Annotated in this window: 17 protein-coding genes; 7 read left to right on the forward strand and 10 right to left on the reverse strand. The window is 64.4% G+C overall.

Annotation, left to right across the window (positions count from 1 at the left end; all coding sequences use genetic code 11):
- Nucleotides 1–22: 22 nt before the first annotated feature.
- Together MY494_RS03970 and MY494_RS03975 are read left to right on the forward strand one after the other, a co-directional pair.
- Entirely contained in the window at nt 23–976 is a 954-nt protein-coding gene (locus tag MY494_RS03970) for an aromatic acid exporter family protein (protein ID WP_247911450.1), read from the forward strand.
- Entirely contained in the window at nt 970–2,016 is a 1,047-nt protein-coding gene (locus tag MY494_RS03975) for an FUSC family protein (protein ID WP_247911451.1), read from the forward strand. Before MY494_RS03970 ends, MY494_RS03975 begins: the two co-directional genes overlap by 7 nt.
- Here MY494_RS03975 and MY494_RS03980 read toward each other — a convergent pair.
- Together MY494_RS03980 and MY494_RS03985 are read right to left on the reverse strand one after the other, a co-directional pair.
- On the reverse strand, nt 2,013–2,213 hold the full coding sequence (locus tag MY494_RS03980; protein ID WP_247911452.1) for a hypothetical protein: 201 nt from the start codon (nt 2,211–2,213) through the stop codon (nt 2,013–2,015). The genes MY494_RS03975 and MY494_RS03980 overlap by 4 nt on opposite strands.
- Nucleotides 2,210–3,517 (reverse strand): NHLP bacteriocin system secretion protein, encoded by a 1,308-nt coding sequence (locus tag MY494_RS03985; protein ID WP_247911453.1) that lies wholly within the window; start codon nt 3,515–3,517, stop codon nt 2,210–2,212. The genes MY494_RS03980 and MY494_RS03985 overlap by 4 nt, the downstream gene beginning before the upstream one ends.
- A 70-nt stretch (nt 3,518–3,587) precedes the next feature.
- On the opposite strand from MY494_RS03985, the gene MY494_RS03990 reads away from it, so the two are divergent.
- From MY494_RS03990 to MY494_RS04000, 3 genes are all read left to right on the forward strand, one after another.
- Nucleotides 3,588–5,348 (forward strand): TolC family protein, encoded by a 1,761-nt coding sequence (locus MY494_RS03990; RefSeq protein ID WP_247911454.1) that lies wholly within the window; start codon nt 3,588–3,590, stop codon nt 5,346–5,348.
- 141 nt (nt 5,349–5,489) lie between these two features.
- Nucleotides 5,490–6,902, forward strand: a complete 1,413-nt coding sequence (locus MY494_RS03995; protein ID WP_247911455.1) for a nucleotide sugar dehydrogenase — start codon at nt 5,490–5,492, stop codon at nt 6,900–6,902.
- Between the two features lie 337 nt (nt 6,903–7,239).
- Nucleotides 7,240–8,262: an NAD-dependent epimerase gene (locus MY494_RS04000; RefSeq protein ID WP_247911456.1), complete on the forward strand. Its 1,023-nt coding sequence runs from the start codon at nt 7,240–7,242 to the stop codon at nt 8,260–8,262.
- Here MY494_RS04000 and MY494_RS04005 read toward each other — a convergent pair.
- Entirely contained in the window at nt 8,259–9,263 is a 1,005-nt protein-coding gene (locus tag MY494_RS04005; protein ID WP_247911943.1) for an FAD-binding protein, read from the reverse strand. The two genes, MY494_RS04000 and MY494_RS04005, sit on opposite strands and share 4 nt — an antisense overlap.
- 20 nt (nt 9,264–9,283) lie before the next feature.
- Entirely contained in the window at nt 9,284–9,847 is a 564-nt protein-coding gene (psbP, locus tag MY494_RS04010) for a photosystem II reaction center PsbP (RefSeq protein ID WP_247911457.1), read from the reverse strand.
- A gap of 50 nt (nt 9,848–9,897) precedes the next feature.
- Between psbP and recR the strand changes: the two genes are divergently transcribed.
- Together recR and lipA are read left to right on the forward strand one after the other, a co-directional pair.
- Nucleotides 9,898–10,533 (forward strand): recombination mediator RecR, encoded by a 636-nt coding sequence (gene recR / locus MY494_RS04015; protein WP_256463426.1) that lies wholly within the window; start codon nt 9,898–9,900, stop codon nt 10,531–10,533.
- Between the two features lie 4 nt (nt 10,534–10,537).
- Nucleotides 10,538–11,443: a lipoyl synthase gene (gene lipA / locus MY494_RS04020; RefSeq protein ID WP_247911458.1), complete on the forward strand. Its 906-nt coding sequence runs from the start codon at nt 10,538–10,540 to the stop codon at nt 11,441–11,443.
- Here lipA and MY494_RS04025 read toward each other — a convergent pair.
- The 6 genes from MY494_RS04025 to bioB are packed head-to-tail and all read right to left on the reverse strand — an operon-like array spanning nt 11,440 to nt 15,724.
- Entirely contained in the window at nt 11,440–11,811 is a 372-nt protein-coding gene (locus MY494_RS04025) for a DUF1622 domain-containing protein (RefSeq protein WP_247911459.1), read from the reverse strand. The genes lipA and MY494_RS04025 overlap by 4 nt on opposite strands.
- Nucleotides 11,812–11,822: 11 nt before the next feature.
- Entirely contained in the window at nt 11,823–12,467 is a 645-nt protein-coding gene (locus MY494_RS04030; RefSeq protein WP_247911460.1) for a DUF429 domain-containing protein, read from the reverse strand.
- Nucleotides 12,464–12,961 (reverse strand): hypothetical protein, encoded by a 498-nt coding sequence (locus MY494_RS04035; RefSeq protein ID WP_247911461.1) that lies wholly within the window; start codon nt 12,959–12,961, stop codon nt 12,464–12,466. The genes MY494_RS04030 and MY494_RS04035 overlap by 4 nt, the downstream gene beginning before the upstream one ends.
- Nucleotides 12,962–12,963: 2 nt before the next feature.
- Entirely contained in the window at nt 12,964–13,905 is a 942-nt protein-coding gene (locus MY494_RS04040; protein ID WP_247911462.1) for a DUF952 domain-containing protein, read from the reverse strand.
- 5 nt (nt 13,906–13,910) lie between these two features.
- The gene (locus tag MY494_RS04045; RefSeq protein ID WP_247911463.1) at nt 13,911–14,825 is read right to left on the reverse strand and encodes a rhodanese-related sulfurtransferase; all 915 of its coding nucleotides are present in this window, start codon (nt 14,823–14,825) and stop codon (nt 13,911–13,913) included.
- Entirely contained in the window at nt 14,822–15,724 is a 903-nt protein-coding gene (gene bioB, locus MY494_RS04050; RefSeq protein WP_371820707.1) for a biotin synthase BioB, read from the reverse strand. Before bioB ends, MY494_RS04045 begins: the two co-directional genes overlap by 4 nt.
- Nucleotides 15,725–15,782 lie beyond the last annotated feature (58 nt).

Here is a 15,782-nt window from a genome sequence, read left to right on the forward strand (position 1 = left end):
CAGAACAACGACGCCGCGGCCTGTGGATGCCCTGCTGGTGCGCAACACCCTCAAGATGTTCACGGCGGTGTTCATCACGGCGGCCATTGCTCTGTGGTTTGAGCGAATTGAGTTTGTTTGGTATCCGCTGATGGCGGTGGTGATTGTTGTCGATGACAACGATGACCACACCGTCAAAGCGGCGACCGCTCGAGTGATGGGAACGGTGGTGGGAGGACTGGTGACCTTTGTGGTGCACACCATCCTCAGCGGCTGGGTCGGGGTGATGGCCTCAATCCTGTTGTTGATTCCCGTCTTGCGCCTCTTCGGCTGGCAATCGGGCCTGAGCACCGCGGCCACCTTGAGTGTGATGTTCCTGATGATTCCTCGCTACGAGGCGTTGGATTGGGACTACGTCTTCAACCGCGGCCTCGACACAGTGGTGGGCTGCCTGGTGGCCTTGGGGGTGGGCTTGCTGTTCTGGCCGCGCAATAGCTACCGGGAGTTGCAGAGGCTCGACCATCGACTCCTGGCTGATCTGCAGAGCCAACTGGAGCGCTACCAGGGCTGGCTCAATGGAGAGCAGGGGCGACCCAGACCGCTGAACACCGCTCCCCTGACCAGTGACTTGATGAAAATGACGGATTTGGTGGAGCGGGAACGCCGCGGCCCGCGCCAGAAGCGCCTGCACTCCAGCCGCTGGCAGCAACGACTGCGGCTCTGGCAGCTCGTGCAGTTCCACTGGATTGCCTGGGAGCGCTTAATCGAAGGTCTACCCACGCTTGAAATCGGGCGAGCCACTCCGCTGCAGGAGTGCATCCGCGGGCTGAATCAGCAGCTGCAAGGCGCAGGCCAAGCCACGCCAACCCGTGCGCCCCAACTCTGGCAAGAGCTAGCCCAAACCCAACAGCTCCCCCTCTTGCAGTTGCTTGCCCTCGAAGAAGAGACCAGGCCCCTACACGCCAGCCTGGGGACCCTGGCACGCCAGCCATGCTGATCAGCCGCGCGGAATTAAGGCTGGCCCTGGCAGCTGGCCTCTGCAATGGCTTCGCCGCGATGAGCGGCTTGGCCTATGGCTTCTACTCCCCGTTGGCGGTGGTCTCCATCGGGACAGGGAGTTACGGCGGCGCGATTGAGTTGGGTCGTCAACGGCTGCTGGGGACCGTACTGGGCTCGATCCTGCTGCTGGTGGGCTACTGGGGATTAAGGGATCTGCCGATGCCACTCGCCATTGCCATCACCCTGGCCTCCCTACGGCTACTGGGGGGTTGGCTCAAGCTCTTGGTTGGCTACAAAGTGGGAGGACTGATCGTGGTGATGGGCTGGCTCTCCCATTCCACCGACCTGGGCACCTGGATTCCACTGCGCTTCTTCTGGACCGTCTTTGGCGTTCTGGTGGGCCTGCTGAGCCTGCGTCTGTTCTGGCCGACCCGCAGCCTCGACACCATCCTGCAGCAGTACGGCGCCCTCTTCAGCGACCTGCGACTGACCTACCAAGACTTGGCCCAACGCCTGGAGAACAGCACCAGAGCGGCACCGGGGATCGCGGACTACAAGCGCCTGCGCGCTCGCCTGATCAGCCTGCGAGGACTGCGGCCGGCCCTTACCCTGGAACTGGGTGAAGGAGCCAGCCACCATCCCAGCGTTCGGCTGGTGCAGTGCCTCGATGACGCCTGCTCGCGCCTGATCCTGATGGTGGGTGGAATGGTGCACCGGGCCCCCACGCTGAACGACAGCGCTTTGATCGAACAGCTCCATCAGGGCGAAGCCGCGTTGCTGCGCGTCCTGAGCCAGAGGCTGGAGCAGTGGGAGGCACAACTCTCTGCGCGCCGACGCACCCTGCCCCTGCCGCCTAGTTCAGCCTTGACCTTGCCCCAGGCTTGGCTGGATCTGAACCACGAACTCGCAGACCCCAGCTTGAACCGAATCCCGCTGGAGCGGCTGGAGCGGATCGCCGCTCGGCTGCTGCTCTGCCGCCAGGCGGAGCAGGCGATGCAGGACGCCGAACGGACCTGGGCCGGCTTACTACCGCGCTAGGACTCCGGCCTGGAGGCCCACCAGCGCTCAACCCGATAGCCCAAGACCACCAGCAGCACCACGAGCCAGAACCACAGCTCCGGGGCGTTGGCGTTGAAAAGGATCAACAGCAACACCACCTCCGCCACCAACCAGGGCAACTCCTTGCGCAGAAGGGCATTGCGAATGGGAGGTAAGCGCCAGGCCTTGAGCTTCACTCCAAGGTTCCGGGCTGCCTGAGGAAGGGACGGTTCCATAGGGCGTCAATTCTGAGGGTGCGGTAGCCGCCGGTGAGCGAACGCAGCCCCGGAAGCACATAACTCAAGGGGGAGCGCCACTCCACGTAGCCATGGGCGTTCAGGGTCAGGCCATCGCGGACGGGGAAGACCCCACTGCCCCCGGAGAGGGTCCAGCGGTAGCCGTCATTGCTCCAACGGTCGCGCCCCAACTCGATCTCCGCGCGCATCACCGGGCCCTCCTTGGTGAGTTCCTTGGCCAGCTGGGGGTTGCCAGTGGTGGTGGAGACGTCGTCCTCGGTGGCAGGCAGGGTCAGGACCTGGGTGACCTGCCCCACGATGCCGCCGAAGCGCCCGCGCTGTTTCCACTGCGGTACCAATTCCATCCGCAACCCCAGGGGCAAACGCCGGGCATCGGCTGGGGAGAAATAGGCCACGGCCCGCAGCGGTGGGGCCTTGGCACCAGGCTGCTGCGGACGTCCGATCGTGCCCAGCCGCTGTCCTGTCGAGACGGTTTGCCCTGAGATGACCTGAATGTCGAGCAGGCTGCCGTCTCGGCCGGCCAAGACCTCCCCGTCGTAGGCAATCTGCGCTTCGGTCACGCGAATCTGCCGCTTGAGGTCATCGATCTGATAGCGGCGATTGAGGGCCTCGGTCTCGATGTCGAGCTTCACCTGCTCGTAATCGGTCAGCACCTTCTTGCGCTGGATCTTCACCGCGTCGAGATCGACGCTGGTGTTCGTGAAGCCCTGCTGCACGGCCACCACCTCGCGGGAGAGCGGGGCCACGACTTCCCGGCGAGCCAACCAATCGAGATTGCTCAGCTTGGAGCTGTAGGTGGACTGGAGCTGGGCATAGCGGGCGCTGTCGTCGGTCAACTTCGCCAGGGCCACCTCCACAGCGCGCTTTTCGGTCTCCAAGCGGAGCAGATCGCGCTGATCAAGATCGGCATTAATTCGCTCCAACTGGGCCAGATTTCCCCGCTGCTGCGCCAGCTGTTTTTCCAGCACCGGCAGATAGAGGGTCATCAGGACCTGGCCCTTGCGCACCGGCTCGCCCACCTTGACCGCGACGTCGAGCACCTGTCCCCCGGAGCGGGCATTGAGGACCCCAGCGTTATCGGGGTAGATGAAGACCCCCTGACCGCTCACCTCAGTAGGTATGGGCCAGAACACCGCCCAGAGCGCCAGAACTCCACCGACTCCAGCCAGGCAAACGCCCACCTGGTTGTGATCGCTCAAGCCCAGCCAACGCTGCTGGAGGTCCTGCCGACGTTGCTGCCACATAGCGACAGGATGCTGGGCCTGAGCGATTCTGGCCAGATTCGTCAGACTGCAGCACAACTTCTCTTGGACGTTGCGCGTCGCTGCAACAAGGCGAATCGCGAGCCTGGCCTGCAGCCTGGTGCTGGTGAGCCTTGGTAGCCCGGTGGCGTTGGCGCAACCCAGCATCGAAGCCAGCTCTGCGGAGGTGAAGAGGCTGGAGCGCAGCTGGAAGGCGCTGGATGAGCAACTTCGGGTGCTGGATGCCCTGATCCCCGCCGATCCCCAAGGGATTCCGCCGCGCGAAGCGGTCACCGCTCCGATTCCTGGAAGCCTGCTGCAGCCCAATCGGGCCCCAAGCCAACGACTACAGCCAAGCCAGGCCGCTGCCCCAGCACCGCTGAGCCTTCCGAGTCCCCAACAGCTCAAAGACGGAGTCGTTGAGGGCCTAAGCCTGCTTGAGGCCCTCGCCATTGGCTTTCAGAACAACCCGGAGCTGCAGGCCCAACGGGAGCAGGTCGCCGCCTCCCTCGATGAGGTGCAGGCGGCCCTCGGCACCTACTGGCCGCGAATCAGCGCGTTTGCCGGGGGGAGCACCGGACAGATCAGCTCCAACAACACCGCCTCTGTTGGCAACGGCAACCTGAACTTGGGCCCCCTCTATCAAGCAGGAGGAGCCTTCTATGTCCCTACCGGCGGGGGGGCCTACTTCAACCAATCCAGCAGCATTGGAGCCGCGGGGCTGCAACTGGACTATGCCCTCCTGGACTTCGCCCGCACCCCCAGGGTTCAGGGCGCCCGAGCGGTGCTGGAGCGGGAGCGTCAGGTCTACGGCAACCAACTGCGTCAACTCCAGCTGACCATCAGCGAGGCCTACTACCAGCTGCAGCAGGCCGATCAGAACGTGCGCATCCAGGACGCCGCGGTGCGCGATGACCTGTTGATCCTTCAGGACTCCCTCGATCTGAAATTGGCGGGTCTGGTTCCGCGGCTGGATGTCCTGCGGCGCCGCGCCATCGAGGCCAGTGACCAAGAGGCCTTAATCCAGGCCCTGGCCGACCGTGCCATTGCCCGGCGTCGGCTGGCCCTGGTGCTGAACCTGCCCGCCACGGTCACCCCGAGCGCCAGCGATCCGATCGCCGTGATGCCCCAGTGGCCCCTGGACCTCGAGCAGAGCCTGCTGGCGGCTTACCGCGGCAACCCCGAACTCGAGGCGATCCTCGCCACCCGAACAGCCCTGGCGCTGCAAAAGGACGCAACCACCGCCCAACTGCTCCCGCGGCTCTCCTTGTTTGCCGGGGGAGGCAGCTACGGCCAGAACGTCAATCAGTTCAACATCACCACCAGTGGCGGGGGCTGTTGCGGCTCCACCGTGATCCCCACCCTGAACAGCAGTGGATACGACTGGTCCTTTGGCCTGAGTGTCCGCTGGTTGCTCTTTGACGCTGGCACCACCAGCGGCGAGACCAGGGCCCTGCAGCGGCGCGTCGAAGCAGCAGGGCAGAACTACGCCGCCCGCCGCAATGCAATTCGCCTCCGGCTGGAGGCAGCCTTCTTTAACCACGAAGCGAGCCTGGCCAAGTTGGCCTCAGCCCGGCGCGGGGTCGCCGCAGCCCTGGAGGCCTTCCGCGATGTGCGCCTGCGCTACCAGACGGGACTCTCCAGCGAGGTGGATCTCTCGATCACCCAGGAACGCCTGATCGCCAGCCTGGTGCAGCGGCTGAACGCCACCGTTGGGGTGAACATCACCTACGCCCAGTTGCTGCGCGAACTCCTGCCAGTGCCGCGGGATCCAGCCACACCGCTCACCCCGGAGCTCACCTGGAGGGCTGCCACACCTGCTCCCAGCGACTAGCCCTTGGCTCGAGTGTTCGCAAACTTCCCACCTAATTTCTTGGTGCAAATAACGGTCGAGGTGGGATTGAGCTGCTTCTTCGTCAGCTGCTGGTTCCCTAAGCCGGTTTACCCATAGGCTTGCGCGAGGTTTTCTGAGCGCATGATCCGCACCATTTGCTGCATTGGCGCCGGCTACGTGGGTGGCCCGACCATGGCGGTAATCGCGGATCGCTGTCCCGATATCCAGGTCACGGTGGTGGACCTCAACCAGGCGCGCATTGATGCCTGGAACGACCCGGATCTCTCCAAGCTTCCGGTCTATGAACCCGGTTTAGATCAGGTCGTCGGTCGCTGCCGAGGGCGCAACCTTCACTTCTCCACAGAGGTCGATGCCGCGATCGCTAATGCGGACATGGTCTTCTTGTCCGTCAACACGCCCACCAAAACCAAGGGTGTTGGTGCCGGCCAAGCCAGCGATCTGCGCTGGATCGAGGCCTCTGCTCGGCAGGTAGCTGCTTGTGCCCAAGGCCACACCATCGTTGTTGAGAAGAGCACTCTTCCTGTCCGTACCGCCGACACCGTCAAGGCGATTCTTTCCGCGGCTCAAGGGGAGGTCGCCGGTGCCGGCTCTCCCAAGACGTTCTCCGTTCTCTCCAATCCCGAGTTCCTGGCGGAAGGCACGGCCATCCCGGACCTCGAAGCCCCGGATCGCGTCCTCATTGGTGGAGAGGATCCGGCTGCGATCGAGAGCTTGGCTTCGGTTTACGGCAACTGGGTCCCGCAAGATCGGATTCTCCGAACCAACCTCTGGAGCTCTGAACTTTCGAAGCTGACCGCCAATGCATTCTTGGCACAGCGCATCAGCTCGATCAACTCCATTGCGGCGCTTTGTGAGGCCACTGGCGCGGATGTCAACGAGGTTGCCCACGCCATCGGCACTGATTCCCGCATTGGTCCCAAGTTCCTGAAGGCTGGTCCTGGTTTCGGCGGCAGCTGCTTCCAGAAGGACATCCTGAACTTGGTCTACCTCTGCGGCCACTACGGGCTTCACGCTGAGGCGTCGTACTGGCAAAGCGTGGTCGAGCTGAACACCTGGCAGCAAGACCGGATTGCGCAGCTCGTTGTCCAACGGCTCTTCGGCACCGTGACCGGCAAGCGCATTGCGGTTCTCGGTTTTGCCTTCAAGGCGGACACCAACGACACCCGAGAGGCTCCTGCAATCCGCATCTGCAAAGACCTTCTGGAGGAAGGCGCTCAGCTCGCGATCTACGACCCCAAGGTTCCCGAACACCAAATGAGTGGTGACCTTGGAACAGAACCCCAAGACGCCCCAACTGGCGGGGCTCTGAGCGGTGAAGGGGTCTGGCAACGTGTCGCGACTCCTGCAGAGGCCGTCGCCCAGGCGGATGCTGTCTTGATCCTCACCGAGTGGTCAAGCTTTACCCATCTGGACTGGGCTGATCTGGCCCCTCGCATGCGCAAACCGGCCTGGCTGTTCGATGCTCGCTCGATCGCGGATCTAGCAGCCGCTCGCGCAGCTGGCTTGCAGGTCTGGCGGGTTGGGTGCGGCTGAGTTCCCCGTTTCAACGCCTCTGGCTTGGCCAGTGGCTGTCCAACCTCGGCAGCTAGATCAGTTTTTATGGACTGGGGCTCTGTTTTTCGCGCGCGCTGATCAGCTTGGGCCCTATTCAGCCGTGGCCCTTGTGGTTCAGCTCGGACGGTTAACTACTGCTCCAACAGTCCAAGCATGGAAGCCTTCCGCGATGTGCGCCTGCGCTATAGACGGGACTCTCCAGCGAGGTGGATCTCTCGCTCACCCCGGAACTCACCTGGAAGGGGAAGAAACCGGCTGAGTCGAATAGGTTGCTCCCATGGGGCCCTGAGCACCTGGTTGGTTTGGGACACCGCTTGTGGGACGCCCCGTTTTAGTTACCGGAGCTGCGGGATTTATTGGTGCCGCAGTGGCCCAACGGCTACTAAACCGTGGTGAGGCCGTCATTGGACTGGACAACCTCAACAGCTATTACGACCCTGCCCTCAAGCGAGCGCGCCTTCAACGCGTTGAAGGCGCCAATGGTGATTGGAGCTTTGAGCAACTGGATCTGAAAGATTCAGCTGGGGTGAGCCAATTGTTTGCCCAAAAGATGCCGCGGGCGGTGGTGCACCTAGCAGCCCAAGCCGGAGTGCGCTACTCGATCGAGAATCCAGCCGCTTACATCCAAAGCAACCTCGATGGATTTGGGAATGTCCTCGAGGGCTGCCGGCATCAAGACGTGGAGCATTTGGTCTATGCCTCCAGCAGCTCGGTCTATGGCGGTAACCGCCAGATGCCGTTCTCAGAGCAGCACGCGGTGAATCATCCAGTGAGCCTCTATGCGGCCACCAAAAAAGCCAATGAACTGATGGCGCACACCTACAGCCATCTCTATGGGCTACCCGCCACGGGACTGCGCTTTTTCACGGTCTATGGCCCCTGGGGCAGACCGGATATGGCACCGATCCTGTTCGCCAAGGCCATCCTCTCGGGGTCTCCCATCAAGGTCTTTAACGAAGGCCACATGCGGCGCGATTTCACCTACATCGACGACATCGTCGAGGGCGTTATCCGCTGTCTCGACAAGCCAGCAACGCCTGATTCGAGCTTCGATCCGCTCAATCCCAATCCAGCAACGGCAGCGGTCCCCCACCGCCTGTTCAACATCGGTAATTCCCAACCAACGGAGCTACTGGAGTTCATCGCTCTGTTGGAGAAGGCCCTCGGTCGCCCAGCGATCAAAGACCTCCAACCAATGCAACCGGGAGATGTCGTAGCCACAGCCGCGGACACCTCAGCCCTAGAGGCCTGGGTTGGTTTTCAGCCCAACACACCGCTTCAGCAGGGCCTGGAGGCCTTCGCGACCTGGGTGCAAGAACACCCGGAATTCATCCGTTAGGGCTGCCACACCTGCAGCTGCTCCAGCTGCCGCTGCGCCGTAGCGCTGCCCGTCGCCAGCACCTGGGCCAGCAGCGGGGCCAGCACAGGGACCTGGGCAAAGCCGCCGCTGAAACCGCTGAAGCCGAACAGGCCCGGAGCATCCGGAAGGGGGGCCGCCCATGGGTTTCCCGTCAAGGAGAACTCAACGGGTACCTGGCGCCAGATCCCGCTCGCTTCAGACAGTCCCTTTGGCAGGGCTGAGGCGGAGATGGCCTGCCTCAGCTCCTGCTCCATCCCCAGTGGGGACTCTGCCAAAGCCAATCCGGGGAAAAAACGACTGATTTGCCCCAGCAGCGCGCCATCCCCTCGGGGCACCAAACCCGCATCGACCACGGAGCAGGGTTCCTTGAGTTCCCCACTGCTGCGTTCGATCGCGGGGCGCTGGAACTGGGCCGGAAGCTGAAGGCGTGTTGCCGGCCAGTCCGGCAGCTCGAGAACCCCGGCCCAGCTACTGCGCAAAACCTCAGGCCACGCCGGCCAGAGGCTGCGGCAGGCCGCCCCGGCAGCCAGCACGACCTGGGCACTGCGCTGGTCGCTGCCATCGCTGCAACGCACCAGCCACTCCCCTCGATCCCACTCGATGGCCAGCGCGTCGGCACAGAGAAGACGCACCCCGCTCGAGCGCAAGAGCTCCGGCAGTTGGGCGTGAAAACGGGCGGTGTCGACCTGGGACGCGGGTAATGGAAGAAGCCGCGACCAAGGCTGACCGCTGTGAAGCTGAAGGCGAGATCGCGACCAGCCGATCGCCCCATAGCGGCGCCCTAGGTCTCTCCAGAGACCCGAGGCCTTCGCGGCTTGAAGCGCCAGCGGTGAGGTACCGAGCGGCCAGCCGGGGATCACCCCGTAGCTCCACTGCGTGGCGCAGGGCTGTTGAGCAGCGATCAAACAGACGTCGACCTCGAGCTCCCGCAGGGCCAAGGCCAGCAGACCGCCCGCTAGCCCCCCGCCAACGATCAACACCTCCTTCAACGGAGCAGCGATCAGATGCGCAGGGTGAAGGAGGTGATCACCTGATGGAAGAGGCCCTTGACCTTCGGCCAGCGCAGCTCATTGGTGCTGGCCGCAAGGGTGTAGAGCCGGCCGCGATCCACGACAACGGTCGCCAGCTCATGGCGATCGCGATCGGGCAGGTGAACGGCATATTCCAAGTCGTAGAAGGTGCGGCCGCCGTCTTCGCGCTCAGAGGCCTCCACCAGTTCCGCCTCCCGGCCGCTGCCCTCTGGGGCAATCACCACGCGGCGCAGCTTCTCGCCCACGGCCACGGCACTACCGAGGTTCTCCAGGCTGTTGGTCTCATTCACCTCCGAGACCACCAAGCTGAGGGTTTCATCGGCGTTGATCAGGTCGTGGAAGACCACCTGAGGGCCCTCGGTGACCTGCACCCGGGTCCAACCCGTGGGATAGAGGAAGGCGTAGCGGCCATCAGCGCTCTGGAAGGAGTTCAGACCCGCCGCGACCGCACTGCAGCTCACCAACACCAAAACCAAACCGAGGGCCAGGAACGAACGCAGTCCTTGGGAGATCCAGCGGGTAAGCACGGCCATTGATCAGCGCTTTAGCGGGGCCATTCTCACGCGCCGGCGCATCGCTTGCGATGCCTCTTAGATTCTCGCCAGTTGCCCAAAGGGATCTGAGCGGCTTCACCAGACCCCTGGCACGGCTGATCGATCAGTTCGAGCGGCTCCCCGGCATTGGGCCTCGCACGGCCCAGCGCCTAGCGCTGCACCTGTTGAACCAGCCCAGCGAGCAGATCCAAGCCTTCGCGGACGCCCTGCTCGCGGCCCGCAGCCAGGTGGGCCAATGCCAACGCTGCTTCCACCTCTCCGCTGATCCCCTCTGCGAGATCTGCCGCAACGAAACACGCAGCACCGGCGTGATCTGTGTGGTCGCTGATTCGCGCGACCTGCTGGCCCTGGAGCGCACCCGCGAATTCAAGGGGAGCTATCACGTCCTTGGCGGGCTGATCTCACCGATGGATGGGATCGGTCCGGAGCTCCTGCACATCCAGCCTCTCGTGGAACGGGTGGACCGCGATGGCATCAACGAGGTCATCCTGGCCCTCACCCCCAGCGTCGAGGGGGACACCACCAGCCTTTACCTGGCCCGCCTACTGAAACCCTTCACCCAGGTCAGCCGGATCGCCTACGGGCTGCCGGTGGGCAGCGAACTGGAGTACGCCGATGAGGTGACCCTGGCGCGGGCCCTCGAGGGCCGGCGGCGGATGGAGTGATCCGATGAGCCGCTACAGCAAGGTCCCACCAAAAGAACGGCTGCCGGAATGGATCCGCACGCCGATCGGCAATGCCACCGAACTGGAGTCGGTGCAGGCCGTGGTGAAGCAGCAGCGGCTGCACACAATCTGTGAGGAGGGGCGCTGCCCAAACCGCGGTGAGTGCTATGCCTCCGGAACGGCCACGTTTTTGCTGGGGGGATCGATCTGCACCCGCAGCTGCGCCTTCTGCCAGGTGGACAAGGGACTCGCCCCCGAACCCCTGGATGACCAGGAAGCCGAGCGCGTCGCCGAGGCCGTCACCACCCTGGGTTTGCGCTACGTCGTGCTCACCTCGGTGGCCCGCGACGATCAAGGTGACCACGGGGCCTCCCTCTTCACCCGGGCCATGGCCGCCATCCGGGCACGAAATCCACTGATCGCGATCGAGGTGCTCACCCCCGACTTCTGGGGGGGCTACCGCGACGAAGCCGAGGCGCTCGCCGCCCAACGACAACGGCTGCAGACGGTGCTCGCAGCCCAGCCGGTCTGCTTCAACCACAACCTCGAAACCGTGGAGCGCCTGCAGGGCGAGGTCCGCCGCGGGGCCACCTACAGCCGCTCCCTCGGACTACTGGCCGCCGCCCGCGAACTGGCGCCGGGGATTCCCACCAAGAGCGGTCTGATGCTCGGCCTCGGTGAAACAGCCGACGAGGTGATCGCGGCGATGCGCGATCTACGGGCCGTGGACTGCCAGCGGCTCACCATCGGCCAGTACCTGAGGCCCTCCTTGGCCCACATCCCTGTGGAGCGCTACTGGACGCCAGAGGAGTTCGACGAGCTGGGATACATCGCTAAGGACTTGGGCTTTAACGATGTGCGCTCCGGCCCCCTGGTGCGCAGTAGTTATCACGCGGCAGACCTCAGCTAGCTGCCGGGGTGCCGATCCTCTTGGCGCAATTCCAGAGCCAAGAAAAAATTGAGGAACGTCCGAATCAAAGCCACCGCCCCCAGCTGAATCAGGGCATTGGGCTCGCGGCTGATCGTGGTCAAGACCACATCGGCTCCCAACTGAAACTCCAGCGCCAGGGCCACCCAGCAGCCGAAGGTGACCCGGGCCATCGTCACCGGACCCCGTTGCGCCAGATGGGGAGGGATCTCCCGCAGCCGTAACTTGCGGGCGCCGCTCAACACAGCCACCAAGCCGATCGCCACGGAGATCAGCGAGAGGAACTCCAGCAGCTGCCGAAGCGCTTGGGCCGAATGGCTGAGCAGTAGCTCCGTCCCATGGAGATCCATCGCCCTTGTGTTCAGCCGCTGCCCGCAGTGTGGCGCGCGCCGACGGGCAACACCAACAGCCCGCCATCCGGCTCGCCGTAGATGTCGACTGGGGATCCCTCGGCCAACCGCTCTGCGAAGAGAGCGCAGACCGCCGCATCAATCCAGTCGATGCTGCTCAAGCCACTCCGCGAAACGCCAAAACGCTCCAGCAGTGCTGAGCGCTGCTCAATTTTGAGGGCGGCCTTCACCTCCAACTGCGGGGAGAGGGCGATGGTGATGCCGTGGGGAAAGCTCTCAAAACAGCAGCGACCCTGCAGGGCTTGGACCGCACGGGCGATCGGCACCCCATGCCCTTGCAGCGCCGCATACAGCGATTCACCCCGCAGCATCCAGCCGTAGAAATTGCTGCGGCTGGCTCGCACCGCCTCCCGGGTGGGTGTCGCGAAGCAGTGAATACCAGCGGCCAAGAGCTGCCGCTCACACAGGCGCGAGCGCTGCCCCGCCAGGGCCCAACCGCAGGGGGCATCGATCGCGATCCGCTCCGCCCGAAGACACCACTGCGCCAACGCCTCCGCATCGGAGGTATTGAGCTGATCCACCACGCGGCGGCCCTCCAGCAACACCGCGTGGAAACCCTTGCGGGCACCACCCACATCAATGCCAGCGACGATCACAGCCGGCGGCTGACGCGCTCGAGCCCTTCGGTGATGTCCCCACGCATCAGCAAGCCCGCACCACCCCAGACCAGGCGCAGGGGGAGATCCAACGCCGCGGCCGCCACCTCCCGTGTGGGCTCAAAGCCGAGCTGACGGAAATAACGGACCAAACGACGGTGCTGCTGATCGTTGTCGCGGATCGCCAGCAACCGGGCGCGGCGGCAGGGGGTGGCCTCCAGGGCCCAGGCAAAGGTGGCCGCCCATATCAGGGCACCAACCCCCTGGGTGTCCTGACCCTGAACGCGCATCGTGTCGAGCTGCAGGCCATCGGGCAGGGGCAATGCCCAGCCCTTGAGTTCGCCGAGCAACAGGGGCGGCTGTCCCTGCCGCAGTCGCGCTACCACCACCCGCAGGGTCGTGACCGCCAAGAGCTGTTTGACCTGCAACCGCAGCAGCAGCCCCCGCGCCGCGGCCCGTTGCTCGATCTCCGTTAGTGACAAGCGTTCAGCCACGGCTACCAGCGCTCCACCAAACAGACTGCATCCAAGGGCAAGGGCCCATAGAGATGGGGGAAGAGCTCGTCGCTGCCCGGAGCGGCCTCCGGACGCACCTCAATCCCGTGGGCCGCCAACCGGTCTGGATCGATCACCAACAAGCGCAGATCGCTGAGATCGGCGTAGAAGCGTTGATGCGTCCCCTCCAGTTGATCGGCGTAGCTGGCGTGGATGAACCCCACCTGCTCCAGGCCCTGACCCCGGGTCGAGATCCGGTACTGACCCTGCTGGCGGGCCTGCTGCCAATCGGAGGCCAAAGCCAGGTGATAAAGCCAGCGCGGTGAACGCCAGCAGCGGCGCTCCGCCCAGGGGGACTCCATCACCCGCTGAAACAGTTCAGCCTGCTCAAAACGCCTCAGCCAGTCCCGCAGCCCCTGCAGCCCGGGCTCCGCAGCAAAGCCGTCGGGATCGGCTAGACGGAACTGGCGCGCAAAGGGCAGCAGGGCCCAGTCCGCCAGGGTCGCCCGCGCACCGAGCAACCAACCTCCACCGGCTAGGCGCTGCTCCCACTGGTGCAGGATCACCAGGGCCGCCGCGCGATGCTCCAGGGGATCCGCCTCGCCATGGCGATCGGGGTACTTGAAGCGATCCAGGTGGCGCTTGAACGGCCCATCGTTCTGGGCGATCAGGTCCGCGGTTGCAGCACCATCCGCCTGCAACCACCCCAGGGGGTCGGCCTGCTCCAGCGCCCAGCGCATGATCTCCAGGCTCTCTTCAAGCACCGCACCGTCGGCTTCTACTAAGACCGGGACGGTGCCCTTCGCCGAGGCCTCCAGGAGCTCCGGCGCTTTGGCCTTCAAGGACACCTCCCGCAGGTCCACCTCCAGCCCACCGGCCGCCAAGGCCAGGCGAGCCCGCATCGCATAGGGACAGCGGCGGAAGCTGTAGAGAACGGGTCGCATCCGCCCTAGCCGAGGTGCTGCTGGCCCCGCTCCCTGGCCAGCTGCATCTGCCGCTGGCGCTCGGCAAAGCGCAGGCGATCGGCGTCACTGAAGCGCTCAACGCAATGGGGGCAGCTGATGCCTTCGCGGTAGCTGGGCTCCAGGCGCTGCTCAGGGGACACCGGCAAGCCGCAGGCGTGGCAGAGGCTGTAGCTGCCGGGCTGGAGCTGGTGATTGACGCTCACCCGCTGGTCAAAGACGTAGCACTCACCCTGCCAACTGCTGCGCTCTTCGGGGATCTCCTCGAGGTAGCGCAGGATCCCGCCCTGGAGGTGATGGACGTTCTCAAAGCCCTGCTGCAACAGATAGGCGGTGCTCTTCTCGCAGCGAATCCCACCGGTACAGAACATCGCGATTGCCTTGGGTTGCGTCTTCTGCACCAGCGGCCGCAGCGTCTGCTCGACCCAAGACGGGAACTCACGAAAGCTCTCAGTTCCTGGATCAATCGCCCCAGCGAAGCTGCCGACCTCCACCTCGTAGCGATTGCGCGTATCCACCACCAGGGTGTCGGGATCAGTGATCAGTTCATCCCACTGCTCCGGCGGAACGTAGGTCCCCACCTGCTCAGCCGGTTTCACCGTGGGGCAGCCCATGCTGACGATCTCGCGCTTGAGCCGCACCTTGAGCCGATGGAAGGTCTGCTGCTCAGCGCGGCTGAACTTGGCCTCAAGCCCCCCCAGACCAGGCAACTGGCGCAGCCGCTCCAGCACTGCCTTCACACCAGCATCGGGCCCACTGATGGTGCCGTTGACCCCTTCCTCAGCCAGCAGGATCGTGCCGAGCACGCCTCCCTGCTGCGCCAGCTCCTTCAGCTCCTGCTGCAGCCCAGGCAAACCCTCCATGGCGGTGAAGCCATAGAAGGCCATCACCAGGGCGCTCACGCCGGCACCTGCTCCTGCCAGGGGGTGACGCCCGCCACGCTCATCAATTGCTGATCAGCCTCCACATCGGGATTCCCCGTGGTGAGCAGGGTCTCGCCGTAGAAGATCGAGTCAGCCCCCGCCAACAAACAGAGGACCTGGCCCTCACGGCTCATGGTTTCCCGGCCAGCACTGAGGCGAACGCGGCTGTGGGGCATCAGGATTCGGGCCACCGCCACCATCCGCACAAGCTCGAGGGGATCGATGGCGGGTTGCTCTTCCAGCGGAGTGCCCTCCACAGCCACCAGGGCGTTAATCGGCACGCTCTCGGGGTGGGGATTCATCGAGGCCAGCACCTGCAGCAGCGAGGCGCGGTCAGTCAGGGTCTCGCCCATGCCGATGATCCCGCCGCAGCACATCGAGATCCCCGCCTTTCGTACCCGGGCCAGGGTCTCGAGCCGCTCCTCATAGGTGCGGGTGGTGATGATCCGGTCGTAGTGCTCCGGGCTGGTGTCTAGGTTGTGGTTGTAGGAAGTCAGTCCCGCTTCCGCCAGGCGGGCGGCCTGACTGTCGGTCAGCATCCCGGCGGTAACGCAGGCCTCCATCCCCAAGGCACGGACGCCGCGCACCATCGACAACATCGCCTCAAAGGGCGCCCCATCGCGGATGTCCCTCCAGGCCCAACCCATGCAGAAGCGATGGGCTCCAGCGTCCTTTGCCGCCCGGGCCCGGGCCAAGACAGGTTCCACCTCCAGTTCCGGTTGCCCCGTCACATCGCTGCTGTTGTGCATCGACTGCGGGCAATAGGCGCAGTCCTCCTCACAGCCCCCGGTCTTGACGCTCAACAACGAGGCCAACTGGACCCGATAGCCAGGGTTGGCCTGACGATGCACGCCCTGGGCTTGCCAGAGCAGGTCCATCAAGGGCAACTCCAAGAGCGCCTGAATCTCAGAGGTGCTCCAGTCGTGGCGCACCGAA

The sequence above is a fragment of the Synechococcus sp. A10-1-5-1 genome, assembly GCF_023115425.1.
GTDB lineage: Bacteria > Cyanobacteriota > Cyanobacteriia > PCC-6307 > Cyanobiaceae > Vulcanococcus.